Below are 26481 nucleotides of genomic sequence, written 5' to 3' on the forward strand. Positions count from 1 at the left end.
CGGGAATGGCGAGCAAGCCGGCCGACGGCAAGACCTCTGATAGCAAGACGTCCGATTCCAAAACCGCTTCGGAGCTCCCGAAGGCGGGTGGTCCGACGACGCCCCGCATCACCCCGGCCGCCGCGGCTGCCCCGGCCGCTTCGTCCGGGGCCGGCTTCGGCTCCCTCGTCACCGCCGGCCTCCTTGGTGGCGTGGTGGGGGCCGGCCTCCTGTTCGGCGTCGCGCGCAGCGGCCTGATGGCCCCGGGCGAGGATGCCCGCATCACCGCCCTCGACCAGCGGATCGCCGCCCTCGCCCCGAAGGATGCGGTGGCCGGCCTGGACAAGCGGGTCGCCGCGAACGAGGCCGCCCTCAAGGCCGTTCCGGAGGCGGTGTCGACGGCGCGCCAGGCCCTCGAGAAGGCGAACGCGGCCCAGGGCGGCGCGCCGGCTCAGGCCGAGGGAGCGCCCGCTGCGGCGGCTCCGGCCGCCGTGCCGGCCGATCTCGTCGCCCGCCTCGACGCCCTGGACCAGCGCGTCTCGGCGCTCCAGGAAGAACCGGGCCGCGACCAGGGCGGCGACGCCCGGATGGCGGTGACCCAATCCGCGGGACCGCAGCTCGCCGCGCTGGAACAGCGCCTGAAGGCCATCGAGGGCAAGGTCGAGTCCGCGCCGAAGCCCGCCGCGCAGCCCGATCTCGCCCCGAAGCTCGCCGCCCTCCAGGGCGACGTCGAGGCCAAGACCAAGGCCAATGCCGAGGCCGCCCAGGCGCTGAGCCAGAAGGTGGCCGCCCTGCAGCAGTCGCTGGAGGCTCGCGTCCAGGCCGCCACCGAGGCGGTCCAGGCCGCGACCCAGGCGAGCGAGAAGGTCGTCGACGCGAACAAGACCCAGGCGGCCGAGGCGGCCAAGGCGGTGGAGCGCCAGCTCCAGGCCCAGGCCGACAAGATCGCCGGCCTCGACAAGGCCGTCTCAGAGCGGGCCGAGACCGCGACCCTGCAGGCCGCCCTGCGCGTCGTGTCGGCCGACCGGATCGTCACCGCCCTCAACACCGGCGCCCCCTACGCGGATGCCCTCTCGGCCCTGCGCGGGCTGGAGCCGGGCGACCCGGCCCGCCTCACGGCGGTGGCGGCCTTCGCCGACAAGGGGGCCCCGACCGCCCGCTCGCTCGCAGCCGAGTTCCGCCCCGTCGCCGAGCGAATCGCGGCGAAGCGCCGGGCGGCCCAGACCAAGGCCGTGGCCGAGACCGGCGACATCGGGACCAAGCTGATGAGCATGGCCGAGTCGATCGTCCAGGTCCGGCGCGTCGAGACCCCGGCCGCCGGCGGCACCCCCGGCGCGGCGGCCCCCGACACCGCCCCGAAGGTGCAGGACGCCCTCGACCGCGGCGCGATCAAAGAGGCCGCCGAGGCCTTCGCGGCGCTGCCCGAGGCGGACCGGGCCGAGGCCGGCGATTTCGGGACCAAGCTGGCCTCGCGCGTCGCCGCCGCCGACGCGGCCCAGGGCCTGCTCGCCGACGCCTTCAAGGGCCTGCCCGCAACCGGCGCCTCCCGTTGAGCGCGCGGCCGCGCGCCCTGTCCTCCGGCGGGATGCGCGGCCACCCGGATTTCGCGCGGGAGCGCCCAACGCTCCCGCCCCCGACTCTCGGTGTCGCCGGACCGGCCGACGCCACTCCCAGGAGTTTCTGATCCCATGTGGCGCGCCCTCGCCTTCCTGGCCCTTCTCGCGGTTGCCGCCTATGGCGCGACCTGGGTCGCCGACCATCCCGGCACCGTCACCATCGTGTGGAACGGCTACGAGGTGGCCACCAGCCTCGCCATCGGGCTGATCGGCGTCCTGATCGCCGCCATCCTGATCGGCTTCATCTGGGCCATCGTGCGGGGCTTCATCACCTTGCCGGAGACGCTGGTGCGCGGCTCGCGCGACCGGCGCCGGGCCAAGGGCTTCTCGGCCCTGTCCCGCGGCATGGTCGCCGTCGGGTCGGGCGATCCCCTCGCCGCCCGCCGCCACGCCAACGACGCCGAGCGCCTGCTCGGCGCCGAGCCGCTGACGCTGCTGCTCAAGGCCCAGGCCGCCCAGATCTCCGGCGACCGCGAGGCCGCCGAGCAGGCCTTCCAGCGCATGGTCAACGACCCCGAGACCCGCGTGCTCGGCCTGCGCGGCCTGTTCGTCGAGGCCCGCCGCCGCGAGGACGACGCCTCCGCCCGCGCCTACGCCGCCGAAGCCGCCCGCCTGGCGCCCAGCGTCACCTGGGCCAACGAGGCCGTCCTGGAGGCGCAATGCGCCGACGGCGACTGGAGCGGGGCCAACGAGACCGTGGAGCGCCGTGCCTCCCTGGGCCTCATCGACAAGTCGACCGCCCGGCGCCAGCGCGCTGTCCTGCTCACCGCCGCCGCGCAGGAGCGCGAGGCCGGCGAACCGGAGGCCGCCACCGAGCGCGTGCTCAAGGCGGTCAAGCTCGCCCCCGACCTCGTCCCGGCCGCGGTGCTCGCCGCGCGCCTGATGGTGCGCCGGGGCGACCTGCGGAAGGGCGCCAAGATCATCGAGGCCGCTTGGCGCGCCGGGCCGCACCCGGACCTCGCCAAGACCTACCTGAACCTGCGCACCGGCGATTCCGTGCGCGACCGCATGGCCCGCGCCGAGACCCTGGCCAAGATCTCGTCCTGGCACCCGGAGGCCCGCCTCGCCATGGCGCAGGCGGCCTACGAGGCCCGCGAGTTCGGCCAGGCCCGCGAAGCCCTGGCGCCCCTCCTCGCCGACCGGCCCACGGTCCGCGCCTGCCTGACCATGGCCCGCATCGAGGAGGCCGAGCACGGCGCCGGTTCGGGCCGGACCCGCGAATGGCTCTCCCGCGCCGCGCACGCCCCGCGCGATCCGCTCTGGATCGCCGACGGCATCGCGTCCGAGACCTGGGCGCCCGTCTCGCCGGTGAGCGGCCGCCTGGACGCCTTCGTCTGGAAGACGCCGACCGAGCTGATCGCCGGCCCCGAGGCGCCGCACGACGAGGACGCAACGGCCTCCGAGGGCGTCCTCGCGGCCCCGATGCCGGCCGCTCCGGCGGCGTCCTCGCCGAAGCCGATGCCGGTGGCCTCGCCGAAGGCGGATGGTGCGGCCGAACCCAAGCCCGCGACGGTGCTGTTCCCGTCCGCCGCCAAGGAGACGGCGCCGGTGGCCGCCGGGATGGCGACCGCGGCCGCGCACCCCGCGTCGGGTTCCACCCCGGTAAGCCCGTCCCCGGCCTCGGGTCCGCTCTCCGCCAAGTCGCCGACCCCGGTGGTGTTTCCCCCGCCGAAGGCCGGCGACACCCAGCCCCGCCGAGCCGGCTGAGGGCGACCCCGGTCGCCGAGCCCGGTCGCGCCGCTAGGCTCGGGGCCAGCATGGCGCATGGAGGGACGGTCCCAAGCGACCGTCCTTAAAGGTCGGTTCACGCAATTCCGCTAATCCTCTCGATCAGCGAGTTCTGCGTAACCGAAGTGCCATGTCCCCATCTTTCGACGATGCGCCGGACCTCTCCGGCCTGATCGAGTTGTCGCGTCTCGACAGCCTCGATCTGAAACCCGTCATCCTTCGGGTGCAGACGGATCACTTTCTCTCGGCCACGGTCCGGGACCGGAAGACCGTCGCGGCCTTCGCCTCCCTGGCCGGAGGACTGATCCCGATCGTCGACGCCGAGACCGCCGAGATCGTCGCCCGCAAGCTCGCGCCCTTTCCCGACACGCCGCCCGCCCTTCTCGCCGCCCTGGTGGAGCGTGGCGGCGGCGCCCGGGACGCCGTCCTCGCCCAGGCTCCCATCCTCACGCAGGGGATGATCCAGGCCGCCCTCGTCGAGGACGCCGATCTCGGCCCCGCCATCGCCAGCCGGCACGATCTCAGCCGCGCCACCATCCTGGACCTGATCGGCCGCGAGAATCCCGGCATCGACCGGGCGCTGGCCGCCAATCCGGCCGCCACCCTTCAGGGCGAGTTGCTGGCCCGCCTCGTCGCCCGCGCGCGCAAGCAGCCGGACCTCGGCCGGACGCTCCTCGCCCGCCACGACCTCGCCCATGCCGACGTGGCGCCGCTGTTCCTGTTGGCGGACGAGACCCGCCGCGAGGCGATCGGCCACGCGATGATGGCGACGGCGGCCCTGCGGCCGAATCCGCCGGCACCGCGCGAGGCCGGCGCCGTGCTCACCGGCTTCTCCGCCCGCGGCGACGTGGCCGGGTTCGTGGCCGCCATCACCGAGATGCTGGGCCTGCCCAAGGGCTTCCTCGCCACCACCCCCGATCCCTCGCTGCGCTACGAGCTGCTGACGGTCGCCCTGCGCGCCGCCGGCCTGCACGAAGAGGAGGCGGTCTACATCTACCTCACCCTGAACGAGACCGTGGCGCAGTCGGTCGACCGCGTGTTCAGCCTGGTCAAGCTGTTCCGGACCCTCCCGCGGGTCGCCGCGCGCGACCTCCTGGCCGCGATCCTGGCCTGGACCCCGCCGGAGCGGGCCTCGCAGGCGGGGCACCAGCCCTACCATGCCCCGGACGCCCAGCGCCCCCGGGCGCAGGCCACGGCCAGCGAGCGCCCGCCCCTGCGCACGCCCCTGCCGAGCCGGCAGCGCCAGGCGACCTGATCCGGCCCCGCGAAGCCCGCGCGGGACGCCGCCTATTCGGCGAGATCGAGGCGGTGGCGTCCGGCGCGATCGTCGATCTCGACGATCCAAAGATCGTCGTCGAAGCGCAGCTCCTTGCCGAGGCGCACCTCCACGTCGGCGGGCGCGGCCTCGCTGAGCAGGGCCACGAAGCGGCGGTCGCCGTGGGACTCGGTGTCCACGAGGGATTGCGGGGCCGGGCCGTAGAGATCGGCCCGGCCGTCGAGGCGATCCACCTTCACGAAGATCGCCCCCGCCTCGGGGGAACCGCGGCGGCGCTGCACCGCGGCGATGCCCTCGATGTCGAGGCGGCGAAGATGGGCGGAAACCCAGAAATCCGAGCGCAGGCGTGCCATGTGCCGGTCTATAGCACGCCGCCCCGCCGGATCAGCCCCGGGCGGCGCCCGCCCGGGTGGCGAGCTCGCGGAAGGTCCGCGGCGAGGGCTCGCCTTTCACCGGAAGCTTGCGGTCCCGCTCGAATTTCTCGATCGCCGCCCGGGTGCTGGCGCCCATCAGGCCGTCGGCCTTCAGCGGCCCGTAGCCGAGCTTGACCAGGGCGCGCTGGGCCTGGGCGATGGAGAGGCCGCCGAGGGTCGCCACCGAGGCGGTGGTCTCCGCCCCCGCCGGCTCGCCGGCCCGGATGATCTCGCCGATGCCGTCCCGCGGCGCGCGCGCCGCCTCGGCCCGGGACGGCTCCGCCTTCGAGGACTCGGGCTTGCTGGACACCTCGGGCTTGCCGGACGGGTCGGATTTGCCCGCCTCCGCCTTCGCGACCACGGGGGCCGCGGGCTTCGGGGCCTCGGTCGCCCGGGCGAGGGCCGGCTTGGCCGGGAGCTTGGGGAAGATCGGCGCGGGATGGCGGCCCATCTGGTAGCCGAGCGCGTTCAGGCAGATCATCGACACGGCGCCGAGGACGACGGCGACCCCGAGGGCCTCGCCGGGATGGCGCAGGACCGCGCGGCCCGCGCCTCCCGCCAGCGCCCCGAACCCCGCCAAGCCGCCGAGCCCGGCGAAGCGGCCGGGGGCCGGCCGTCGCCGGGCAGCGGGCCGGGCCTCGCGGCCGCGGGACGGAACGACGATCTCTCGCTGGTCGCGGCGTGCTTGCGGCTCGCGCATTCGATCTCCTCAGGGCTGATCGCAACGGTGTCCGGGCCCCGCGCGAAGCGGGGTCCGGACGATCCGGTGCCGGCAGGATCGCGGCGCACTCATCCGGCGCGCCGCAGCGGAACGTAGCTCTCGCGCACCGTCTCGGGGCTCGATTCGAACAGGCCCATGGGCCGGCGCATCGGCACGGGACCGTCGTTCACGGCACCGACGAGGCTGCCGCCCGAGACCGACGGGCGCAGGCGGGTGCGGATCGGGGCCGCCGGGACGGCGCCGGTGCCGACCCGGCAGGCGCGCGGCAGGGTGACGATGATCGTGGTGCCCTCGCTCCGGGTGCTCTCGATGGTGATGGCCCCCCCGTGCAGGCCGACGAGGCCCTGCACCACCGAGAGGCCGAGGCCGGTGCCCTCGTGGGTGCGCTCGTAGCCGCCGGCGCACTGGTAGAACGGGCTGCCGACGCGGGGCAGGTCGGCCTCGCTGATGCCGATGCCGGTATCGGCGACGATGAGGTCGAGGTGCTTGGCCGAACCGCGCAGGCCGACCTCCACCCGCCCGCCCCGCGGGGTGAACTTCACCGCGTTCGACAGGAGGTTGATGACCATCTGGCGGCAGGCGCGCAGGTCGGCGGTGATCTCCACCGGCGCGACGCTCGCGTCGCGCACCAGGGCGATGCCGGCCTGGTCGAACTTGAGCTGCATCAGGTTGCAGCAGGTCTGGATCAGGGCCGAGAGGTCGAAGGGCTCCGGGGCGTAGTCGAAATGGCCGCTCTGGATCCGCGACATGTCGAGGAGCGTGTTGACGACTTCCAGCAGGTGCTGGCCGGAATTCCGGATGATGCCGGCATATTCCCGGGTGCGCTCCGGATCGGTCGCCATCCCGCCCTCCCCCGAGAGCACCTCGGAGAAGCCGATGATGGCGTTGAGCGGCGTGCGCAGTTCGTGGCTGACATTGGCCAGGAAGCGGCTCTTGACCTCGTCCGCCCGCTCGGCTTCGGCGCGGGCCTGCTCCAGCTCCTCGGCATGGCGGCGGTGCTCGGTGACGTCGCGGGTCACCGCGACGACGCTGGATCGCGGGCGGCCGGGCGAGGCCGTCTCCGCCGTCTGGGCGTCGATCCGGTGAATGCGCATCTCGGCGAAGATCACCTGCGGCGCGGTCTCGGCGCGGGCCGCGGCGCTGTCGAGGTGCAGGCGGAACTGGACCCGGGCCGGGCGGCCATGGGCGGCGACGTCGCTCAGCGCCTGCAGCAGCAGGGGGCGGTCGCCCACATGGACGCGCTCCAGCAGGCCGTGGCCGTGCAGGGAGGCCGGTTCGGCCCCGAGGAAGCGGGTGGCCGAGGCGCTGGCCTCGAGGACGCGGCCGTTGGGGTCGTGCCAGGTCACGAGGTCGTCGATGGCCGAGAGCAGCATGCGGTCGCGGCGCTCGTTGTCGCGCAGGCGGGCGAGCCAGCGGCCCTCGTGGCGGAAATGTTCGAGGGCCTGGGCCGCGATGTGCCCGATCGCCGTGATGGCGAAGACCGGCATCGCCAGGGCGCGCGACCACTCGGGCAGCGGGGTGCCCTCGGCGAGGGGCGGCAGCAGGGCCACCGCGAGGGCTCCCAGGGCCGCGATGATGGCGGCGGCCAGGGTGGCGCGCCGCGAGCCCGAGACCACGGCCTCGAGGGGGATCGCCACCAGCCAGATCGCGGCGGCGGAATTGGCGCCCCCCGTCATCATTGCGAGGCAGACCACCACGCCGGTCAGGCCCGCCGAGGAGATGGCGTGGGCGAGCCAGAGGATGCCTGTGCGGGACAGGAGGACGGCGGCGAAGACCGGCAGCATCAGGCTGGCGATGGCCAGGGCCTCGACGCCGGTGGGCACGCCGCGCAGCACGAGGTAGGGCGGCAGGCCCAGCATCATCATCAGGCCGGTGGCAAGGCGGGAGACCAGGAAGCGCTCGTGCCGGAAGCGCACGCCGCCATCCTCTTTCACCGACTCATGGACGAGCCCCGCGAGGCGGACATCGATGAGGGAAGCCAGGGCACCGTAGATACGCAATACCGACACGCACAGCGCGGACAGGGCCCGACGGCCATCCCCGACGCCCCTTGGCTCGACGAAAACTCGACTGAGGGCAACTTCGCAGAGCCGACTTAAGCGAGTCTTGCGCTAGACAGTCCGATTGTCTCCGCATGCTTTCCGGGACGTAACCATGACCGGTCCCTCCGAAAGACCTTTTCGGGCCACGACACGAAAAAGCCTCGAAGGACATCGGGATAAGCTTGTGTTCACCATTCCGGCGCTTTGCAGGCGGCGCGTCAGGGGGTCTTTACCGGTCGCGTCCGACGGTGTTCGCGCCCCGGCCGGGGCGCGTCCGGGACGAGACCCATGTCCTTCCTCATCCGTGCCGGTCTCGTGATCGGCGTCCTGTCCTGGCTGGCGCTTCAGCGCCAGGGCGAGCGCGCGCCCGCGCCACCGGCGGTGGCCGATGCGGCGGCGGCGGCCTGGGACGCGCTGCCCGCGCCCCTGCGCGACGCCGCCCTGCGCGAGGGCGCCGCGGAGATCGGGCGGCGGGCCTTCACCGCCTCGCCCGTCTCCCGCGACACCCTCTCGGACAGCGACAGAAAAGTCCCGTGGCGGGGCGCGCAAACCCACGCGGATCGCGCTACGCTGGCCCAACGCGGGGAACGCGGGCCCCCGTAAGGGGGTAGATGGTTCGCGACGCGGCGAGGGATCCAGCGGATGTTCGGCTACGGGATGGAATACGAGGGCGCTGCCTTCTGGCTGCCCGTTGTCTGGGCGGGCCTGCTGGCGCTCGCGGTGGCGATGTACGTCGTCATCGACGGCTTCGACCTCGGGGTCGGCATCCTGTTCACGGCGGCGCGGAAGGGCAATTGGCGCGACCGGATGATGCTCTCGGTCGCCCCGATCTGGGACGGCAACGAGACCTGGCTGGTGCTCGGCGGCGGGGGCCTGTTCGCGGTGTTCAGCGTCGCCTACGCCATCCTCCTGCCGGCGCTCTACATTCCGATCATCCTGATGCTGATCGCCCTGATCTTCCGCGGCGTCGCCTTCGAATTCCGCTTCAAGGCGGACCGCTCGCAGTTCATCTGGGACAACGCCTTCCACTACGGTTCACTGCTGGCGACCTTCGCGCAGGGCATGGTGCTCGGTGCCTTCGTCCAGGGCTTCAAGGTCGAGGGCCGCGGCTTCGCCGGCGGCACCCTGGACTGGCTCACCCCCTTCAGCGTGCTCACCGGCATCGGCCTCGTCTGCGGCTACGGCCTCCTCGGCGCGACCTGGTGCGTGATGAAGACCTCGGGCGAGCTCGAGATCTGGGCCCGGCGCAAGAGCCTGCAGTTCCTGGCCGCCACCATCGTGTCAATGGCGGTGGTGAGCGCCTGGGTGCCGTTCCTCGGCCTCGACATCCAGTGGCGCTGGATCTCCTGGCCGAACATCCTCTACGTGGCGCCCGTTCCGGTGGTGACGGCCCTGGTGGCCTGGGGCATCTTCCAGGGCATCCGCGACGGCCGCCACGTGGCGCCGTTCCTCCTCACCATCGCGCTGTTCCTGCTCGGCTTCCTCGGCCTCGCCATCAGCCTGTTCCCCTACATCGTGCCGCCGCACTACACGATCTGGCAGGCGGCCAACGCGGTCAGCGCCCTACAATTCGCCCTCGTCGGCTACGCCGTGGTGATGCCGCTGACCCTGGCCTATACCGGCTACGCCTACTGGGTCTTCCGCGGGAAGGTGGCGGAGGACATCGCATCCGGGGGCTACGGGCATTGAGCGGACGATCCTCTGGGGCCAAGGGCCGCCGGCTGCTCTGGTTCGTCGCCTTCTACGCCGCCAGCCTCGTGACCTTCACGGCGCTGGTCTATCTCCTGCGCGCCGTCGTGAAGGGGTGATCGGCCCGCCGAGTGCGCGGGCCGTTCGCGGGGAGACGCGCCGCCTTCACCCCCACAGGTCTGGTTCGGGCGGATGGATCAGGCTGCCCTCGAAGCGCAGGCCCGGCTCCCGGTCCCGGGCCAGGAGCAGCGGACCGTCGAGGTCGACGTAGTCCGCGTGGTGGGCGAGCAGCATGGCGGGCGCCATGGCCAGGGAGGTGCCGACCATGCAGCCGATCATCAGGGAGAAGCCCCGCGCCCGCGCCTCGTGGGCCAGCATCACCGCCTCGGTGAGGCCGCCGGCCTTGTCGAGCTTGATGTTGATGGCGTCGTAGCGCCGGCTGAGGGCGTCGAGGCCGGCCCGGTCGTGCAGGCTCTCGTCGGCGCAGATCGGGATCGGCCGGGCGATCTCGGCGAGGAGCGCGTCCTCGCCGGCGGGCAGCGGCTGCTCGATCAGGCCGACGCCGGCCGCGACGCAGGCCGCGAGGTTGGCCTCGATCGTCTCGGGGCGCCAAGCCTCGTTGGCATCGACGATGAGGCGCGCATCCGGTGCGCCGCGCCGCACGGCGGCGATGCGCTCCGGGTCGCCGACGCCGCCGAGCTTCACCTTGAGCAGGTGCCGGTGCGCGGCCTGGCGGGCCGCCGCCTCCATGCTCTCCGGGTCCCCGAGGCTCAGGGTGTAGGCGGTGGTGGCGACCTGCGGTGCCGACAGGCCGGCGATCGCGAAGGCGGGGCGCCCGAGCTGCTTGGCCTCCAGGTCGAACAGGGCGCAATCGAGGGCGTTGCGGGCGGCCCCCGGCTTCATGCCGACCTGCAGGTCCGCCCGGGTCGCCCCCATGGCGATCGCCTCGGCGTGATCCCGGATCAGCGCGACGACGCTCTCCACGGTCTCGCCGTAGCGGGCATAGGGCACGCACTCGCCGCGGCCGGCCCGGCCCTCCCCGTCGGAGACGGTGGCGACCACCACCACCGCCTCGGTGCGGCTGCCCCGCGCGATGGTGAAGGCCCCGGCGATCGGGAACGACTCGACCGCGACGTCGAGGTGCCGGGTCACGCGCTCGCCCCCGTGGCGGCGGGGGGAAACTCGGACACGATCCGGTCGACGATGGCCTCGACGCCGAAGCGGACCGGGTCGGTGGCCGGCAGGTCGTGGTCCCGGGCGAGGTCGGCGAGCAGCGTGCGGGCCGCCCCCTCCGCCAGGTCCTGCGTGTTGACGGCGATGCCCACCGGACGGATGTCCGGGTTCGTCAGGCGGCCGAGCTGGACGGTGAGATCGATGACCTGCCGGATCGTCGGAAGCGAGTGCTCGACGCCGCGCATCGTCGTGCGGGTCGGCTCGTGGCAGACCACGAAGGCATCGGCCTGCGCCCCGTGCAGCAGCCCGAGGCTCACGCCGGCGAAGGAGGGGTGGAATAGCGAGCCCTGCCCTTCGAGCAGGTCCCAGTGGTCCGGCGCTGCGGCGGGGGCGATCCACTCGACGGCGCCGGAGATGAAGTCGGCCACCACCGCATCGATGGCGACGCCGCGCCCCGAGATGAAGACGCCGGTCTGGCCGGTGGCGCGGAAATCCGCGTCGAGGCCGCGCTCGCGCATGCCGCGCTCCAGGGCGAGCACGGTGTACTTCTTGCCCACCGAGCAGTCGGTGCCGACGCTGAGCAGGCGTCGGCCGGGCCGCTTGGTGCCCTTGCCGGTGGCGAAGGTCTCGGAGGTGTGGCGCACGTCGTGCAGCTGCCGCCCGTGGCGCTCGGCGGCCTCGGCGATGGCCGGCACCGCCCCGAGACGGGCATGCAGCCCGCTGGCGATGTCGAGCCCGGCCTCCAGGGCCGCCACCACCTCGGCGACCCAGTGCTCGGGGAGGACGCCGCCCGCATTGGCCACGCCGATCACCATCGTGCGGCAGCCCTTCGCCACGGCCTCGACCAGGGTGAGGTCCGGGATCCCGAGGTCGGCGGCGCAGCCGGGCAGGCGCAGCTGGCCGACGCACCATTCGGGACGCCAGTCCTTGATGCCGTAGGCGGTCTTGGCGGCCAGGCGATCGGGCACGTCGCCGAGGAACATCAGGTAGGGCGTTTCGATCTGCATCGCGTCACTCATCGGCCGAGGATGGACACCTCGCCTTCTCCTATGCGCGAGGATCACGGCGCTGCCAAATCGTGCCCGCGATGGCCATTCGCCGGCAGAACGGGCTTGCGGGCGGACGCGATGTCGGGTGTGGTCCGGGGCGATAAGAGACGGATAAGATTCCGCCAAGAGGAAACGTTGCGCGCATGAAGATGTACGGCAATTGGCGCTCGGCCGCGGCGTTCCGGGTCCGGGTCGCCCTCAACCTCAAGGGCATCGCCTACGAGGAGGTCTTCCTGGACCTCGATGCCGGCGAACAGTTCAAGCCGGACTTCCTGGCGATCAATCCGCAGGGGGCGGTGCCGGCGCTCTTCGACGGCGACGGGCCGCCGCTGATCCAGTCGCTCGCCATCCTCGACTATCTGGAGGACATCCATCCGGCCACCCCGCTGCTGCCGGGCGAGCCCCGCGCGCGGGCCCGCGCCCGTTCCCTGGCCCAGGTGGTCGCCTGCGACACCCATCCGCTCTACGTGCCGCGGGTGCGCAACTTCCTGATGGAACGCTACGACCTGCCGCGCGAGCGCATGCTCGACTTCGTGCGCCACTGGATGGCGACCGGCCTGAAGACCCTGGAGACGCGCCTCACCCAGGAGCCTGGGACCGGGCGCTACGCGCAGGGCGACGCGGTGAGCCACGCCGATCTCTGCCTCGTCAGCCTCTGGGTCGGCACCGGCATCTTCGGCGTCGACACGGGCCCCTTCCCGACGGTCCGCCGGATCGCCGAGGATTGCCTCGCCCAGGACGCCTTCGCCCAGGCCCATCCCCTGCGCCAGCCGGGCGCGCCGGCGTGACGGGAATGGCGGTCCACCGGCAATCCTTCTAAGCTGAACCCCTGGATGACGATGCGTCGCTCGCCGTGGGGGCACGCATCCGTACAATCGCGGCACACGAGGACCTGAGCGACATGGTACCGGGCGAAACCGAGGACAATCTGCATCGCATCGTGGTCGTCGGCGGCGGCGCGGCGGGCCTGCAGCTCGCCACGAAGCTGGGCGACAAGCTCGGTCGCACGCACAAGGCGCACGTCACCCTGGTCGACCGGGCGCGGACCCACATCTGGAAGCCGCTGCTGCACGAGGTCGCCGCCGGCAGCCTCGATGTCGGCCACCACGCGGTCGATTACCTCCACCATGCCCACCGGCATCATTTCCGCTACCGGATCGGCGAGATGACCGGCCTCGACCGGTCCAAGCGGGTGATCCACCTCGCGGCCAGCCACGACACCGAGGGCCGCGAGGTCACGCCGATCCGCGAGATCCCCTACGACACGCTGGTGATGGCGGTGGGCTCGACCACCAACGATTTCGGCACGCCCGGCGTGCAGGAGAACGCCATCGCCCTCGACACCCAGAGCCAGGCGGTGCGCTTCCACCAGCGCCTGGTGAACGGGATGCTGCGGGCCCACACCCAGCCGGGGCCGGTGCGGCCGGGCCAGCTCCACGTCACCGTGATCGGGGCCGGCGCCACCGGCACCGAGCTCGCCGCCGAACTCCACCGCACCACCCGCCACGTGGCGGCCACCGGCCTCGACCGCATCGACCCGGCCAAGGACTTGAAGATCACCCTGGTGGAGGCCGCGAGCCGCATCCTGCCGGCGGTGCCGGAGCGGATGTCCCGCGACGTCATGGAGCTCCTCGCCAAGATCGGCGTCGAGGTCCGCACCGGCGCCCGCGTCACCGAGGTCCGGCCCGACGGGGTCCAGCTCGCCGATGGCGGCTTCATCCCCTCCGAACTGGTGGTCTGGGCCGCCGGCGTGAAGGCGCCGCCGTTCCTGCACGAGATCGGCGGCCTCGAGACCACGCGCAACAACCAGCTCGTGGTGACCCCGACCCTGCAGACCACCCGCGACCCGGACATCTTCGCGATGGGCGACTGCGCCTATCTCGTGGAGAAGGGCTCGGATACCCCGATCCCGCCCCGGGCGCAGGCGGCCCACCAGCAGGCCTCGCACCTCATCAAGATCATCCCCGACAAGATGGCCGGCAAGCCGCTGAAAGCCTTCAAGTACCGCGACTTCGGCTCGCTGGTCTCGCTGGGCGAATACTCGACGGTCGGCAGCCTGATGGGGTTCATCAAGGGCAAGAACATGTTCATCGCCGGGCTGTTCGCGCGGATGATGTACCGCTCGCTGTACAAGATGCACGAGCAGGCCCTGCACGGCACCGTGAAGACGACCCTGGACGCGGTCGCCCGGGCGCTGACCCGGCGCACCGAGTCGCGCGTGAAGCTGCACTGAGCACAACCGGAACCCGATCGGCATGTTTCTCGACATCGTGAAAGCGGTCCAGCAGCGCAATCCGGCGCTAGGCTCCTACGTCCTCGTGCTGCGCGGCGACGCGCGGGCGCGCGACCCGGCCGATCCGAGCCGGCTCTCCCCGGAGGCCGAAGCCTGGCTCGCCGAGCACGCGCCGGGCGCCCGGTTCTCCGAGGAGAAGGTGCTGCTGGCGCCCTATCCCGGCGCGATGCCGGCCGACCGGGCGGTCGCCGTCCTGGCCTTCGCGGATGCCCGCCACCTCGCGGCCTTCGCCACGGCCTGGACGGCTGATCCGGAACCGGAGGAGCCCGAGGCATCGGAGCCCGCGGGGGGCTGAGCCCCCCGCCCGCGCCCAGCCGCGTCAGCCCCGTGCCCCGCCCGCGCGCCAGCGCAGGCGGGCGGCTTCCAGGCCCCAGATCATGCCCAGCATCATGTAGACGTGGCGCCACTTCTCGATGTCGATCTGGAGAGCCTGCAGGAAGAACATCAGCAGGGCCGGCCAGACGATCTGGGCGTGGCGGCGATAGGGCGTGTCGTGGCGCATCAGCCGGAAGCCGACCACGCTCGTCGTCAGCACGAGGCCGACGAAGGCGACGCCGGCGAGCCAGCCGCCATTGGCGAAGCTGCCGATATAGGTGTTGTGCGGCTCCAGGGCGAAGATCAGCCGCCAGCGCAGGGGACCCATGCCGAGCGGCTCGTCCACCAGCATGTTGAGGCCGCGCAGCTGGTTGCCGAAGCGCCCGGTCTCGCCGGTGTCGTAGTCCTGCGTGACCGCGGCGCGCTGGGAGAACATCTCCGCGGTGTCGCCGATCGAGAGCAGGCCGACGATGGCGACCGTGGTGGCAACGAGGGCCAGCACCGTCAGGGTGACGATGCGGCGGCGCAGGCGCGCCGAGGGGGTGGTGGTGTAGACGCTGCCGACCATCACGGCGACGGCGATGAGCGAGCCCGCCCAGGAACCGCGCGAGAACGACAGGAAGATGCCCGCCACGATCACCATGAGGATCGCCGACGAGAGGACCGGGCGCCGGCTGGTACCGAGGAGGAGGCCGTGCATCAGGTAGAGGGCGCCCAGGGTGAGGAACGAACCGAAGACATTCGGATCCTGGAAGGTGCCCGAGGCGCGGCCGTACTTGTAGAACAGGTCCTCGGTCGGGATGTATCCGAAGTAGCCGACGATGCCGAAGGCGCTGGACAACAGGCAGCTCGCCACGAAGGTCTTGAGCGCCAGCTCCATCCGCGCCTGCGTGTCGTCGGAGAACAGCATCGCGAAGAACACGCCCGTGATGGCGAGGTAGGCGAGCTGGATCGTCCAGGTGACCGACAGGGGCTGGTCGACATAGGGCATCAGCGCCACCGTGATCGCGCCGACATAGAGGATCAGCAGCCCGAGCAGCGGCACCATGCCCAGGTGCAGGCGCAGGCCGAGGCAGAGCCAGAGCACGATGGTGGGAATCGCCACCACGTCGTAGGGCGAGGTGTCCGAGAAGGCGAAGCAGGCGAAGAAGATGAAGGCGACGAGGAGCAGCGTCGCCAGGCGTCGGAGAACCTGCAGGACGGGGATGTGGGCCCAGGCTCCCGCCTGCCAGCGCGACGCGCCGGGTGCCATCGTGGACGCCATGCACTCAACCCATCCCCGCGCCGCCGACAGGGCGGGACCGCGCTACACCCGCAGGATGGGACGCCAGAATGATTGAGAATTTGGATCGCGATTCCGCGCCCGGCCGGCCTCAGGGCAGCGCGCGCACCAGATTCCGGAACTGATCCCCACGATCCTCGAAACTCCGGAACTGGTCGTAGGAGGCGCAGGCCGGCGAGAGCAGCACCACGGGCTCGGCCGCCTCCGACGCGGCGGCGGCCTCGGCCGCCCGGGCGGTGGCGACCGCGAGGGTGCCGCAGGCCGTGTAGGGCACCCGGCCCTCCAGGGTGGCGGCGAAGGCGTCGCTCGCCGCACCGATCAGGTAGGCGTGGGCGACGCGATCGAAGAGGGGCGCCAGGGGGGCGATGCCGCCCTCCTTGGCCTTGCCGCCGAGGATCCAGTGAACGTCGCGGAAGGCGGTGAGCGCCTTCTCGGTGGAATCGGCGTTGGTGGCCTTCGAGTCGTTGACGAAGAGCACGCGTCCGCGCCGGCCGACGGCTTCCATCCGGTGCGGCAGGCCGGGGAAGCCGCGCAGGCCGGCGACGAGTTCGGCGTCATCGATCCCGAGGGCGCGGACGCAGGCCGCGGCCACCGCCGCGTTCTGCCAGTTGTGCGCCCCGCGCAGCGACCCGATCCCGCCGAGATCGGCGAGGGGCGTGCCATCGGCGTCGAACACCGTCCCGTCGCGGGCGGACAGGCCGTCGAAGCCTGCCTCGGGCGTTCCCACGTGGATGCGCACGAGGGGACCGACGCGGTCGTCGGCGATGGCGCGGCTGAGGTCGTCGTCGACGCCGACGATCGCGCATTCCGCGCCCGCCACCAGCCGGGCCTTGATGGCGGCGTAGGCGTCCAGCGTGCCGTGGCGGTCGAGGTGGTCCGGCGTGATGTTGAGGAGGATGCCGAGGCTCGGGTCGAGGCTCGGCGTCAGGTCGATCTGGAACGACGACAGTTCGATCACGTGGATGCGGTCCGGCGCCGGCGGCGCCAGCGACAGGATCGCGGTGCCGATGTTGCCGCCCATCTGCACGTCGCGCCCGGCGGAGGCGAGGATGTGGGCGATCAGCGCCGTGGTGGTCGACTTGCCGTTGGTGCCCGTGATGGCGACGAAGGGCGCGCCCGGTGCGCGCGCCCGGCGCTCCCGGCAGAACAGCTCGATGTCGCCGATCACCGGGATGCCGGCCGCGCCGGCCTTCTCCACCGTCCAGTGCGGCGCCGGGTGTGTCAGGGGCACGCCGGGGGCGAGGATGAGGGCCGAGAAGCCGCTCCAGTCCGCCTCGTTCAGGTCGAAGACGGTGATGCCCTGGTCGCGGGCGCGGCCCGTGCTCTCCGGGGAATCGTCCCAGGCCAGCACGTCGGCGCCCCCGGCGATCAGCGCCCGGACGGTGGCGAGGCCGGAGCCGCCGAGGCCGAACAGGGCGACCTTCTGGCCGGCGAAGGTGGTGACGGGCGTCATGCGGATCAGCGCAGCTTCAGGGTGGCGAGGCCGGCCAAAGCCAGGATCACGGCGATGATCCAGAAGCGGATCACGACCTGCGGCTCCTTCCAGCCCTTCTGCTCGAAATGGTGGTGGATCGGCGCCATGCGGAAGACCCGCTTACCCGTCAGCTTGAACGACGCGACCTGGATGATGACCGACATCATCTCCAGCACGAACAGGCCGCCCACGATGGCCAGGACGATCTCGTGCTTAGTCGCCACCGCGATGGTGCCGAGGAGACCGCCCAGCGCCAGGGACCCGGTATCGCCCATGAAGACCTGGGCGGGGGGCGCGTTGAACCAGAGGAAGCCCAGCCCCGCCCCGATCACCGCGCCGCAGACCACCGCGAGCTCGCCGGTGTCGCGGACGTAGTTCACCTGGAGGTAGCCCGCCGTGAAGACGTTGCCGACGAGGTAGGCGATGACGCCGAAGGTGCCGCAGGCGATCATCACCGGCACGATGGCGAGGCCGTCGAGGCCGTCGGTCATGTTCACCGAATTGCCGGCCCCGACGATCACGAAGGCGGCGAACAGAACGTAGAACCAGCCGAGGTTCAGGAGCGCGTCCTTGAAGATCGGGAAGGCGAGCTGGTTCTGCAGGGTCGGAGGCGAGTAGACCGCGATCAGCACGCAGGCCGCGATGGCGATGCAGGCTTCCAGCAGCAGGCGGAACTTGCCCGAGAAGCCCTTGTGCGACTGCTTCGTCACCTTGAGGTAGTCGTCGTAGAAGCCGATCGCGCCGAAGCCCAGCGTCACCGCCAGGGTGACCCAGACGTAGTGGTTGCGCGGGTTGGCCCAGAGCAGGATCGCCACCACGCAGCCGGCCAGGATCATCAGGCCGCCCATGGTCGGGGTGCCCCGCTTCGTCAGCAGGTGCGACTGGGGGCCGTCCTCACGGATCGGCTGGCCCTTGCCCTGGCGCAGGCGCAGCGAGGAGATGATCAGCGGCCCGAACCAGAACACGAACAGGCCCGCCGTGAACAGCGCGCCGCCGGTGCGGAAGGTGATGTAGCGGAAGACGTTGAGGGCGGAGACGGTGCCGCTCAAGTCCGACAGGAGATACAGCATCCAGCACCCGGCCGTGGTTCGATTCGGAATCGGCCGGAGACCGGGGGCGCGCCGCGCCCCCTCCCCGGCCGTGATGACGGTCGCCTCAGCGCGCGACGGCGTGCGGCGGTTCGGCTTGGGCGTTCGCGTAACGGGCTTTGAGCGCTTCCACAATCCGGCCCATGCGGATGCTGTTCGAGCCCTTCACCATCACGGCGTCTCCGGGACGGAGCGCGGAGAGCACGGGCTCGAGGAGGTCGGCCGAGGTCGCCGCGCAGGCGCCGCGCCGGCTCACCGGCAGGGCCTCGAACAGGTTTCGCATCAGCGGGCCGGCCGTGAAGACGAGGTCGACCTTCGCCGTCTCCACCGGTCCGGCGAGGTCGCGGTGATGGGCCTCGCCCTCGGGCCCGAGTTCGAGCATGTCGCCCAGCACCGCGATGCGGCGCCCGCGCGGGCCGGTCTCGATGCCGGCGAGCGTCGCCAGGGCGGCGCGGATGGAGGCCGGGTTGGCGTTGTAGCTCTCGTCGACCAGGAAGGCCTCGCCCGCCCCGATCGCCAGGGCGGTGCGCTCGCCGCGGCCGACGGGCGGGCGCAGGGCCGCCAGCGACAGGGCCGCGCGGGCGAGGTCCGCCCCGAGCGCATGCACCACCGCCATCACGCCGAGGGAATTCATGGCCGTGTGCCGGCCCGGCGTGCCGAGCTGGTAGGTCACCGGGATGCCCATCACCACCGCATCCACCACCGAGAGGTCGGGGCGCAGGACGATGCGCTGCGCGCGGACATCCGCCTCCGGGTGCTCGCCGAAGCTGACGACCCGGCCCGCCCGCGAGGCCAGGGCATGGGCGAGGAGGCGGGCATAGTGGGGGTTGTCGCGGTTGAGGATCGCGGTGCCGCCGGCCTTCAGGCCCGAGAAGATCTCGCCCTTGGCGTCGGCGATGGCCGACACGGAGGCGAAGTGCTCGATATGGACGGGCTCGACCGTCGTGATCAGGGCGATGTCGGGCTGCACCATCGCGGTGAGCGGCACGATCTCGCCCCCGTGGTTCATGCCGATCTCGAACACGCCGAACTGCGTCTGGGCCGGCATCCGCGCCAGGGTCAGGGGGACGCCCCAGTGGTTGTTGTAGGAGGCGATGGAGGCGTGGGTCGCCCCCTGCGCGGACAGGACGTGGCGCAGGGCCTCCTTGGTCCCGGTCTTGCCGACCGACCCCGTCACCGCGACGATGCCCGCGTCGGTTCGGGCGCGGGCCGCGGCGCCGAGCGCCCACATGGCGTCGAGGACCGGGTCCTCGCCCGCCCCCGCCACCGCCAGGACCGGCCCGGCTTCGGCGAAGGCCTGCGCCCGGTCGGCGGCGACCACGGCCGCGCCGGCACCGCGCGCCAGGGCGGCCGCGACGAAGTCGTGCCCGTCCCGGGCCTCGCCCCGGATGGCGAAGAACAGGTCGCCCGGCTCCAGCGTGCGGGTGTCGATCGAGGCGCCGGTGATCGGCCTGCGCGCGCCCAGGAGGGTGCCGCCGGTGGCGGCCTCCAGGGCTTCGCCGCTCCAGAGCGGGGCCGTGCCGGGCGGGGTCGTTTGGGTCATGCTGAGCGTTCCGCGATCGCAGCCCGGAGGACGTCGTGGTCCGAGAAGGGCAGAACCTGTGACCCCACGATCTGGCCGGTTTCATGGCCCTTGCCGGCCACCACGAGGACGTCGCCGGGCTCCAGGGCCCGCACGGCGGTACAGATCGCCTCGGCCCGGTCGCCGATCTCGACGGCGCCCGGGGCGGCGGCCAGGATCGCGGCGCGGATCGCCGCCGGGTCCTCGCTGCGCGGATTGTCGTCGGTGACGATGACGACGTCCGCCTTGTCCGCCGCGATGGCGCCCATGATCGGGCGCTTGCCGGTGTCGCGGTCGCCGCCGCAGCCGAAGACGAGGCGCAGGCGCCCCGTCGCGAAGGGGCGAAGGGCGGTCAGCACGCCCTCGAGGGCCTCCGGCTTGTGGGCGTAGTCCACGAGGCACAGGCCGCCATTCGCTTCGCCGATCCGCTCCATCCGGCCCGGCACGCCGGTGAGGTGGTCGAGGGCGGCGATCACGCCCGCGGGGTCGGCCCGGCCGGCGGGGGTCGCCAGGACGAGGCCGGCGGCGAGCAGCGCGTTCTCCACCTGGAAGCCGCCGACCAGCGGCAGGCGCACGGCGTAGTCCTGCAGCCGGCCCGAGGGACCGGGCGCCTGCAGGGCGAGGTGCTGGTGGAAGCCCTCGGTGCGCGCGGAGACCAGCCGCACCGTGTCGCCCTTCGACCCCGTGGTGTGGACGTCGAGGCCGCGGGCGGCGGCGGCCGCCACCACGACGTCGGCATAGGCGCCGTCGAGGTTGATCACCGCCGGGATGCCGGGCTGCGCCAGGGTCGTGAACAGCCGCAGCTTGGCCGCCAGGTAATCGTCCATGGTGGCGTGGTAGTCGAGGTGGTCGCGCCCGAGGTTGGTGTAGCCCACCGCGGCGAGCTCGACCCCGTCGAGGCGGCGCTGCTCGATCCCGTGGGAGGAGGCCTCCATGGCCAGGTAGGCGATGCCGTCTTCGGCCAGCCGCGCCAGGGTGGCGTGCAGGGTCACGGGGTCGGGGGTGGTCAGGGAGCCGTAGGTGGCGCCCCGGTTGGTAACGATGCCCACCGTGCCGAGGCTCGCGGCCTCGGCGCCGAGGCGGGCCAGGATCTGGCGCACGAAATCCGTGACCGAGCTCTTCCCGCTCGTCCCCGTCACCGCCACCACCTGGGCCGGCTGCCGGCCCGAGAAGGCCCGGGCCGCGCGGGCGAGGCTGCGGCGCACGTCCGCCACGGCGACGTAGGGCACGCGCCCGTCGAGCCCCTTCGGCCGCGCGCCCTCGCTCACCACCGCCACGGCGCCGGCGGTCGCGGCGTCCGCGGCGAAGCGGCGGCCATCCGCGACGGTGCCGGGCACGGCGACGAAGACGAAGCCCGGCGCGACCTTGCGGGAGTCCGCCGTGAGCCCCGCGACCGGCAAGCCGGCGAGGCCGGCCTCCGCCTCGGGAAAGAGCCCGCCGAGGGTCGGCCCGCTCATCGCCCGTCCACCTGCGTGGCGTGGTAGGCGCCGAGCTTCACCATGAGGGGGAAGGGCTTCGCCGGCGGATCGAATTGCGGCGGCAGGCCCAGGATGGGCGCGACCCGCTCGATCGTCCGGCCGGTGACGACGCCGGAGTTCCAGGCCGCCGTGGCGTAGCCGCCGGATTCCGGCAGGCCCTGCGGCTCGTCCATGATGGTGACGAAGAGGTATTTCGGGTTGTTCATGGGGGCGGCGGCCATGAAGGTCGTGAACAGGCGGTTCTTCACGTAGCGGCCGTGGATCACCTTCTCGGCGGTTCCGGTCTTGCCGCCCACGAAGTAGTACGGGATCGCGGCCTTCTTGGCCGAGCCCTCGACGGCGTTGAGGCGCATGATGAAGCGCATGGCCTCGCTGGTCTCGGGCTTGAGCACCCGGGTGGCCTTGGCCATCGCCGCCTCGGGCGTGGTCTTGAGGAAGGTCGGGGTCATCAGGAAGCCGCCATTGGCGATGGCCGCCACCGCCGCGGTCGCCTGGATCGGCGCCACCGCGAGGCCGTGGCCGAACGCGATGGTGATGGTGTTGATCTCGGTCCAGCGCGGCGGCACCAGGGGTTCGGCGCTCTCGGGCAGCTCCGTCCGCATGCGGTCGGTCAGGCCCATCTTCTTCAGGAAGGCCTTGTGGCCGGGCACGCCGATGCCGAGGGCCATCTTGGCCGAGCCGATGTTGGACGAGTGCGTGAACACCTCCGGCATGGTGATGACCCGGTTGGTGCCGTGATATTCGTGGATCTTCTGGCGGCCCCAGTTCAGCACGCCGCCGCGGGTGTCGAAGGTCGAGTTGACGTTGTACTTGCCGGAATCGAGCGCCATCGCCAGGGTCATCGCCTTGAAGGTCGAGCCCATCTCGTAGACGCCGACGTTCATGCGGTTGATGCGGTCGGGGTTGAGCGCATCGGCCGGGTCGTTCGGGTCGAAGTCCGGCAGGGAGGCGAGCGCGATGACCTCGCCGGTCTGGACGTCGAGGATCATGCCGGCGGCGGCCTTGGCCTTGAAGTGCTCCAGGCCCCAGGCGAGCTCGTCCCGCACGGCGAACTGCGCGCGCAGGTCGATGGAGAGCTGGATCGGCGCGAGGTCGGTCTGCTTGGCCACGAGGCCGAAATCGTTGAGGGCCTTGTTGCCCTGGTTGTCGATGTACTTCTCGATGCCCGCGATGCCGATGTTGTCGAGGTTGGTCACGCCGAGGATGTGGGCCGCGGCCACGCCGTTCGGGTAGACGCGCTTGTGGTCGGGCAGGAAGCCGATGCCCGGGATGCCGAGGCGGTGGACCTCGGCCTGCTGCTTCGGCGTGATCTCGCGCTTGACCCAGACGAAGCCCTTCTTGGTGGAGAGCTTGGCGCGCAGTTCGGTGGCGTTGATCTGCGGCAGCACGGCGGTGAGGAGTTCGACCGCCTCGTCCTTGTCGTAGATGTTGCGCGGCTCGGCGAAGATCGAGACCGTGCGGATGTCGGTGGCGAGGATCTCGCCGTTGCGGTCGACGATGTCGGGCCGGATCGCCGTGGTGGCGGCGGCCGCGATCCGGCGGTCGCCGTTGTCGGCCTCCGGGAAGGCCGCCCCGAGGATCAGGCGGCCGGCGATGGTGCCGAAGACCAGCGTGAAGGCGAGGCCCACGAGGCCGACGCGGGTGTAGGAGCGCTCGATGGCGAGGTGGAACATCGCCCGCGCGTTACGGATGACCCAGGCGCGCCGCGACACGGGCGGTGGCGCGAGGCCCTCGGCGGCCGGCTCCAGCCGCGTCCGCTCGACGGGCATCGCGTCCGGCGCCGCGACGGCAGTGGGCTCGGCCGGCGCGGGGGTCGACGCGGCGGCGGAATCGGCGTCTCGGGCGGGAATCGGGTCTCGGCCGGGCGGCGGGACTTCGGACACGGGCACTACCTCGAAGTCGTGGTCGGGGTTCTGGTCGTGGTGGTGCGCGGCGTGATGCTGCCGGTGGTGCGCGGCTCGTCGCCGCCGCGGCCCGCCACCGGCTTCTCCTTCGGCGTCGCGGTGGCGGCCAGCAGCCGGCCGATCTCGTCGCCGCGGTCGGGCCGCGCCGGCAGGTCGGCGAGGCGGCCGAGATGGGCGGTGCCGATGGGCTCGAGGGCGAGGTAGCGGTCCACCGCCGCCTGGAGCCGGTCGGGCCGGGTCAGGAGCTGCCACTCGGCGCGCAGCACCGCGATGGCCTGGCGCTCCTTCTTGAGCTGGGTCTGGGCCTTCGAGACCTGCCCGGCCTGGTAGAGCGTGTCGTACTTGATCGAGTAGGCGTAGATCGCCGAGCCGATCAGGCCGAGCACCGCGATCAGGTTGAGCAAACGGATCACCGGCGTGCTCCTCCGCTCCGACCGGTCCGCGCGGGCAGCGCGGCCAGGGTCTCGATGGCGGCCAGGGGGGCGGGCACGGGGGCGTCCGTGCGTTCCACCGCGCGCAGCTTGGCCGAGCGGGCACGGGGATTGGCGGCGGTCTCGGCCTCGGTCGGCAGCACCGGACCCTTGGTCACGGCCGCGAAGCTGCGGGGGGCCGGCGCTTCCAGGCTCGGCAGGTGGCGGGAGGCCTGGGCCGCCCGGCCGCTGCGGGCCGAGAAGAACTGCTTCACGATCCGGTCCTCCAGCGAATGGAAGGTCACCACCGCGAGGCGGCCGCCGGGCCGCAGGATGCGCTCGGCGGCGTGGAGCGCCTGCACGAGCTCGCCGAGCTCGTCGTTGACCGCGATGCGCAGGCCCTGGAAGGTCCGGGTCGCCGGGTGGATGCCGCTGGCGGGATCCGCCCAGACCACGCTGGCGACGATGTCGGCCAGGGCCGCGGTGGTCTCGATGCGGCCCCTGCGGCGCGCCTCGATGATCGCCCGGGCGACGGCGCGGGAGCGGCGCTCCTCGCCGTAGTGGAAGATGATGTCGGCGAGGTCGGCTTCCTCGGACTCGTTGACGAGGTCGGCGGCACTCGGCCCGGCGCGCTCCATGCGCATGTCGAGGGGGCCGTCGTTGCGGAAGGAGAAGCCGCGCTCGGGCTGGTCGATCTGCATCGACGAGACGCCGATATCGAGGACGACCGCGTCGGCGGCGGCATGGCCGGCGCCCTGAACGCAGGCGTCGAGCCCGCCGAAGCGGCCCGGCACCAGGGTCAGGCGCCCGCCGGCCTCGGCCACCAGGGGTGCCCCGCCCGCGATGGCGCCGGGGTCGCGATCGATCGCCAGAACGTGAACGGACGGATCGGCCGCGAGCATCGCGCGGGTGTAGCCGCCGGCCCCGAAGGTGCCGTCCACGGCCAGAGCCCGGCCCGGCAGGTCGAGGGAATCGAGGACCTCCGCCAGGAGGACGGGGACGTGCGGCGCCCCGTCGGGCACCCGGTTCACCCGCGCCTCGCGGGGAGCGCGCGTCATCGGGGCGCCCCGGCGCGCGGCGGTCGCGCCCGCCCGGGTACGGACGCCGCATGGGCGGAGGGACGAAGCGAGGACTCGAGCGGACTGATGCGGCGCATGCGTCCCTTCCACGGGGCTGGAGCGCGCAGGCGCGGCTCGGAGAGACGGGGCGTCTCCGGGTCGACGCGTGACGCGACCGCGCATGCGGACACCGGCCTGCCTGGGACAGGGTGCGTCCGTCGATCCGAAAATCGCCGTTGACGGGATGAATCGGGGTACCATGGGCCTCTGAGCGCCGTCAACGAACCTGGCCGAGGGGGAGCGGCTCGGGACGATCAGACCTCAGCAAGGTTAACCGAGCGTAAGTTTTCCCGCGCAAAGCGGTCTGCCGGTGCGCGCCGTCGCAACCACCGGGAATGGGGCACCGACGGCCATTTCTCATCGCGCGCGGGCAGTCCGGCGCCTCAAACGGTCCGCCGGCCGGGCCGGGCAAGACGTCCCGGGCGGACGCCGCCCGCGATGAACCTTCAGGCGGATCAGTCGGCCTATAAGCCGGGTTCTGTAGGGCCCGGGACCCTCGCGGTCCCCGGACGTGGCGGCCATTCCTCTGGGACGATCGTTGCCGATCGCCTCGAGCAACCAACCCGGGCGACGGGCCTGGAGAGAGGGCCTGACGGACCGTAAGGCCCGCCGTGTCGCCCCTATTCGGTCTTGCTCCCGGTGGGGTTTGCCGTGCCGTCCGCGTTGCCGCGTCCGCGGTGCGCTCTTACCGCACCCTTTCACCCTTACCGCGGATCGGCTCGCGCCGGTCCGTGGCGGTCTGCTCTCTGTGGCACTGTCCCTGGGGTCGCCCCCGCCGGACGTTATCCGGCACCGTCTCTCCATGGAGCCCGGACTTTCCTCCCCGGACCTTGCGGGCCGGAGCGGCCGCCCGGCCGACTGATCCGGCGCGGGTGTGCGCCGGGCACGGCCCGGGGGTCAAGGCCCCGGACGTCGCCGGGCGGGGAACGGGCGCTGCCGCACGGAGCGGCATGCCCGGATTTTGGCCTCGCCGCTTGCGGAGCCCGCGCCTCGCGCCAGGTGTCCAGGGCTGGCGCGCCGGCGGGTCCGGCGCCGCCACGGACCATCCGGGGTCCCGGGTCCGACGGGATCCCGGACCGCAACGGATCAGGAGGACGCGATGGCGACGAACGACACGGCCTGGACGCTCGAATCCGTCCAGCAACTCACCGAGATGGCCCGCGAGGGCATCCCGGTCTCCGTCATGAGCCTGAAGCTGCGCCGGCCGATCGAGATCGTGGCGGCCAAGCTGACCCAGCTCGGCATCACGCCCGTGCCCGAGACCGGCGCCTGAGAGCGGGGACCGACACTGGGGATCTGGACCGGGACGAACGGCCCCGCGCGGGGTCGTCCGTCCCGGGTGGACGCTACCAGGAGCCGGTGTTCTCCATGGAGGACCAGGGCTCCTGCGGCGGCTTGGCCGGGCCCTTCTGCAGCAGCTCGATCGAGATGCCGTCGGGGGACTTCACGAAGGCCATGTTGCCGTCGCGGGGCGGGCGGTTGATCGTGACCCCGGCCGCCTGCAGCTTGGCGCAGAACGCGTAGATGTCGTCGACCTCGTAGGCGAGGTGGCCGAAGTTGCGCCCGCCCGAATAGGTCTCCGGGTCCCAGTTGTGGGTCAGCTCGATCACGGGCGCCTGGGTCTCTTTGGCCGTGCCGGCATCGTCGGGGGCGGCGAGGAACACGAGGGTGAAGCGGCCCTTCTCGTTGTCGACGCGCCGCACCTCCTGCAGCCCGAAGGTGTTCACGTAGAAGTCGAGGGCGCGGTCGAGGTCCGCGACGCGGACCATGGTGTGCAGGAATCGCATGGGTTGGAGCTCTCCGAGGGACTGGCGCCTATGTGGTCCGGCGCGCGCACGCGTCAACGCGGGATGCGCGTCAACGCGCCGGAGC

General features: G+C 72.4%; 24 protein-coding genes and 1 other RNA gene. 10 read left to right on the forward strand and 15 right to left on the reverse strand.

The genetic code is table 11. The features are described 5' to 3' along the window. The 3 genes from ASF20_RS00745 to ASF20_RS00755 all read left to right on the forward strand — a co-directional run. A partial coding sequence (locus ASF20_RS00745; protein WP_210166837.1) for a hypothetical protein occupies positions 1-1532 on the forward strand: 1532 nt, incomplete at its 5' end. Positions 1533-1667: 135 nt separating this feature from the next. Next, positions 1668-3302, forward strand: a complete 1635-nt coding sequence (locus ASF20_RS00750) for a heme biosynthesis HemY N-terminal domain-containing protein (protein WP_056269795.1) — start codon at positions 1668-1670, stop codon at positions 3300-3302. 151 nt (positions 3303-3453) lie between these two features. Then, entirely contained in the window at positions 3454-4578 is a 1125-nt protein-coding gene (locus ASF20_RS00755) for a DUF2336 domain-containing protein (RefSeq protein ID WP_056269797.1), read from the forward strand. Between the two features lie 32 nt (positions 4579-4610). Here ASF20_RS00755 and ASF20_RS00760 read toward each other — a convergent pair whose 3' ends face one another. The 3 genes from ASF20_RS00760 to ASF20_RS00770 all read right to left on the reverse strand — a co-directional run bounded on the left by ASF20_RS00760 (position 4611) and on the right by ASF20_RS00770 (position 7742). After that, complete coding sequence (locus ASF20_RS00760) at positions 4611-4952, reverse strand: DUF1491 family protein (protein ID WP_056269799.1); 342 nt, start codon at positions 4950-4952, stop codon at positions 4611-4613. Between the two features lie 31 nt (positions 4953-4983). Then, positions 4984-5712, reverse strand: a complete 729-nt coding sequence (locus ASF20_RS00765; RefSeq protein ID WP_056269802.1) for a peptidoglycan-binding domain-containing protein — start codon at positions 5710-5712, stop codon at positions 4984-4986. 89 nt (positions 5713-5801) lie between these two features. Next, entirely contained in the window at positions 5802-7742 is a 1941-nt protein-coding gene (locus ASF20_RS00770; RefSeq protein WP_056217019.1) for a PAS domain-containing sensor histidine kinase, read from the reverse strand. A 321-nt stretch (positions 7743-8063) separates the two neighbouring features. Between ASF20_RS00770 and ASF20_RS00775 the strand changes: the two genes are divergently transcribed. The 3 genes from ASF20_RS00775 to ASF20_RS25215 are packed head-to-tail and all read left to right on the forward strand — an operon-like array spanning position 8064 to position 9583. Beyond that, positions 8064-8378: a hypothetical protein gene (locus ASF20_RS00775; protein WP_056217016.1), complete on the forward strand. Its 315-nt coding sequence runs from the start codon at positions 8064-8066 to the stop codon at positions 8376-8378. Positions 8379-8417: 39 nt separating this feature from the next. Next, positions 8418-9464, forward strand: a complete 1047-nt coding sequence (gene cydB, locus ASF20_RS00780) for a cytochrome d ubiquinol oxidase subunit II (RefSeq protein WP_056217013.1) — start codon at positions 8418-8420, stop codon at positions 9462-9464. Then, entirely contained in the window at positions 9461-9583 is a 123-nt protein-coding gene (locus tag ASF20_RS25215; protein ID WP_274534737.1) for a hypothetical protein, read from the forward strand. Before cydB ends, ASF20_RS25215 begins: the two co-directional genes overlap by 4 nt. Positions 9584-9629: 46 nt before the next feature. On the opposite strand, the gene dgcA is transcribed toward ASF20_RS25215, so the two are convergent. Continuing rightward, the gene (gene dgcA, locus ASF20_RS00785) at positions 9630-10616 is read right to left on the reverse strand and encodes an N-acetyl-D-Glu racemase DgcA (protein ID WP_056269805.1); all 987 of its coding nucleotides are present in this window, start codon (positions 10614-10616) and stop codon (positions 9630-9632) included. After that, a complete protein-coding gene (gene dgcN / locus ASF20_RS00790) occupies positions 10613-11644 on the reverse strand; it encodes an N-acetyltransferase DgcN (RefSeq protein ID WP_056269808.1) in 1032 nt (343 codons plus the stop codon). The genes dgcA and dgcN overlap by 4 nt, the downstream gene beginning before the upstream one ends. 185 nt (positions 11645-11829) lie before the next feature. Here dgcN and maiA point away from each other — a divergent pair, with 185 nt between their 5' ends. The 3 genes from maiA to ASF20_RS00805 all read left to right on the forward strand — a co-directional run bounded on the left by maiA (position 11830) and on the right by ASF20_RS00805 (position 14274). Beyond that, positions 11830-12474 (forward strand): maleylacetoacetate isomerase, encoded by a 645-nt coding sequence (gene maiA / locus ASF20_RS00795; RefSeq protein ID WP_056269810.1) that lies wholly within the window; start codon positions 11830-11832, stop codon positions 12472-12474. A gap of 113 nt (positions 12475-12587) precedes the next feature. Beyond that, positions 12588-13919 (forward strand): NAD(P)/FAD-dependent oxidoreductase, encoded by a 1332-nt coding sequence (locus tag ASF20_RS00800; RefSeq protein WP_056216997.1) that lies wholly within the window; start codon positions 12588-12590, stop codon positions 13917-13919. A gap of 22 nt (positions 13920-13941) precedes the next feature. Beyond that, positions 13942-14274: a hypothetical protein gene (locus tag ASF20_RS00805; RefSeq protein WP_056269811.1), complete on the forward strand. Its 333-nt coding sequence runs from the start codon at positions 13942-13944 to the stop codon at positions 14272-14274. Positions 14275-14298: 24 nt separating this feature from the next. On the opposite strand, the gene ASF20_RS00810 is transcribed toward ASF20_RS00805, so the two are convergent. From ASF20_RS00810 to rnpB, 9 genes are all read right to left on the reverse strand, one after another. Beyond that, positions 14299-15558, reverse strand: coding sequence for an O-antigen ligase family protein (locus tag ASF20_RS00810; protein ID WP_056269814.1), 1260 nt, complete (start codon positions 15556-15558; stop codon positions 14299-14301). Between the two features lie 109 nt (positions 15559-15667). Next, positions 15668-17029 (reverse strand): UDP-N-acetylmuramoyl-L-alanine--D-glutamate ligase, encoded by a 1362-nt coding sequence (gene murD / locus ASF20_RS00815; protein WP_056269816.1) that lies wholly within the window; start codon positions 17027-17029, stop codon positions 15668-15670. A 5-nt stretch (positions 17030-17034) separates the two neighbouring features. Then, entirely contained in the window at positions 17035-18120 is a 1086-nt protein-coding gene (gene mraY, locus ASF20_RS00820) for a phospho-N-acetylmuramoyl-pentapeptide-transferase (RefSeq protein ID WP_056216982.1), read from the reverse strand. Between the two features lie 85 nt (positions 18121-18205). Continuing rightward, the gene (locus tag ASF20_RS00825; RefSeq protein ID WP_056269819.1) at positions 18206-19681 is read right to left on the reverse strand and encodes a UDP-N-acetylmuramoylalanyl-D-glutamyl-2,6-diaminopimelate--D-alanyl-D-alanine ligase; all 1476 of its coding nucleotides are present in this window, start codon (positions 19679-19681) and stop codon (positions 18206-18208) included. Further along, positions 19678-21156, reverse strand: a complete 1479-nt coding sequence (locus tag ASF20_RS00830; RefSeq protein WP_056269822.1) for a UDP-N-acetylmuramoyl-L-alanyl-D-glutamate--2,6-diaminopimelate ligase — start codon at positions 21154-21156, stop codon at positions 19678-19680. The genes ASF20_RS00825 and ASF20_RS00830 overlap by 4 nt, the downstream gene beginning before the upstream one ends. Next, positions 21153-22946 (reverse strand): penicillin-binding protein 2, encoded by a 1794-nt coding sequence (locus ASF20_RS00835; protein WP_056269988.1) that lies wholly within the window; start codon positions 22944-22946, stop codon positions 21153-21155. Before ASF20_RS00835 ends, ASF20_RS00830 begins: the two co-directional genes overlap by 4 nt. Before the next feature lie 119 nt (positions 22947-23065). Continuing rightward, entirely contained in the window at positions 23066-23494 is a 429-nt protein-coding gene (locus tag ASF20_RS00840; protein ID WP_056216973.1) for a hypothetical protein, read from the reverse strand. Then, a complete protein-coding gene (gene rsmH, locus ASF20_RS00845) occupies positions 23491-24549 on the reverse strand; it encodes a 16S rRNA (cytosine(1402)-N(4))-methyltransferase RsmH (RefSeq protein WP_056269824.1) in 1059 nt (352 codons plus the stop codon). The genes ASF20_RS00840 and rsmH overlap by 4 nt, the downstream gene beginning before the upstream one ends. Before the next feature lie 511 nt (positions 24550-25060). Then, positions 25061-25471, reverse strand: an RNA gene (gene rnpB, locus ASF20_RS01315) — RNase P RNA component class A. A gap of 237 nt (positions 25472-25708) precedes the next feature. On the opposite strand from rnpB, the gene ASF20_RS24535 reads away from it, so the two are divergent. Continuing rightward, a complete protein-coding gene (locus ASF20_RS24535; RefSeq protein WP_200927173.1) occupies positions 25709-25882 on the forward strand; it encodes a hypothetical protein in 174 nt (57 codons plus the stop codon). Positions 25883-25955: 73 nt separating this feature from the next. Here the strand turns inward: ASF20_RS24535 and gloA are convergent, their stop codons facing one another. After that, on the reverse strand, positions 25956-26396 hold the full coding sequence (gene gloA / locus ASF20_RS00850; RefSeq protein WP_056216966.1) for a lactoylglutathione lyase: 441 nt from the start codon (positions 26394-26396) through the stop codon (positions 25956-25958). Positions 26397-26481 lie beyond the last annotated feature (85 nt).

The organism is Methylobacterium sp. Leaf88, from assembly GCF_001422795.1.
GTDB lineage: Bacteria > Pseudomonadota > Alphaproteobacteria > Rhizobiales > Beijerinckiaceae > Methylobacterium.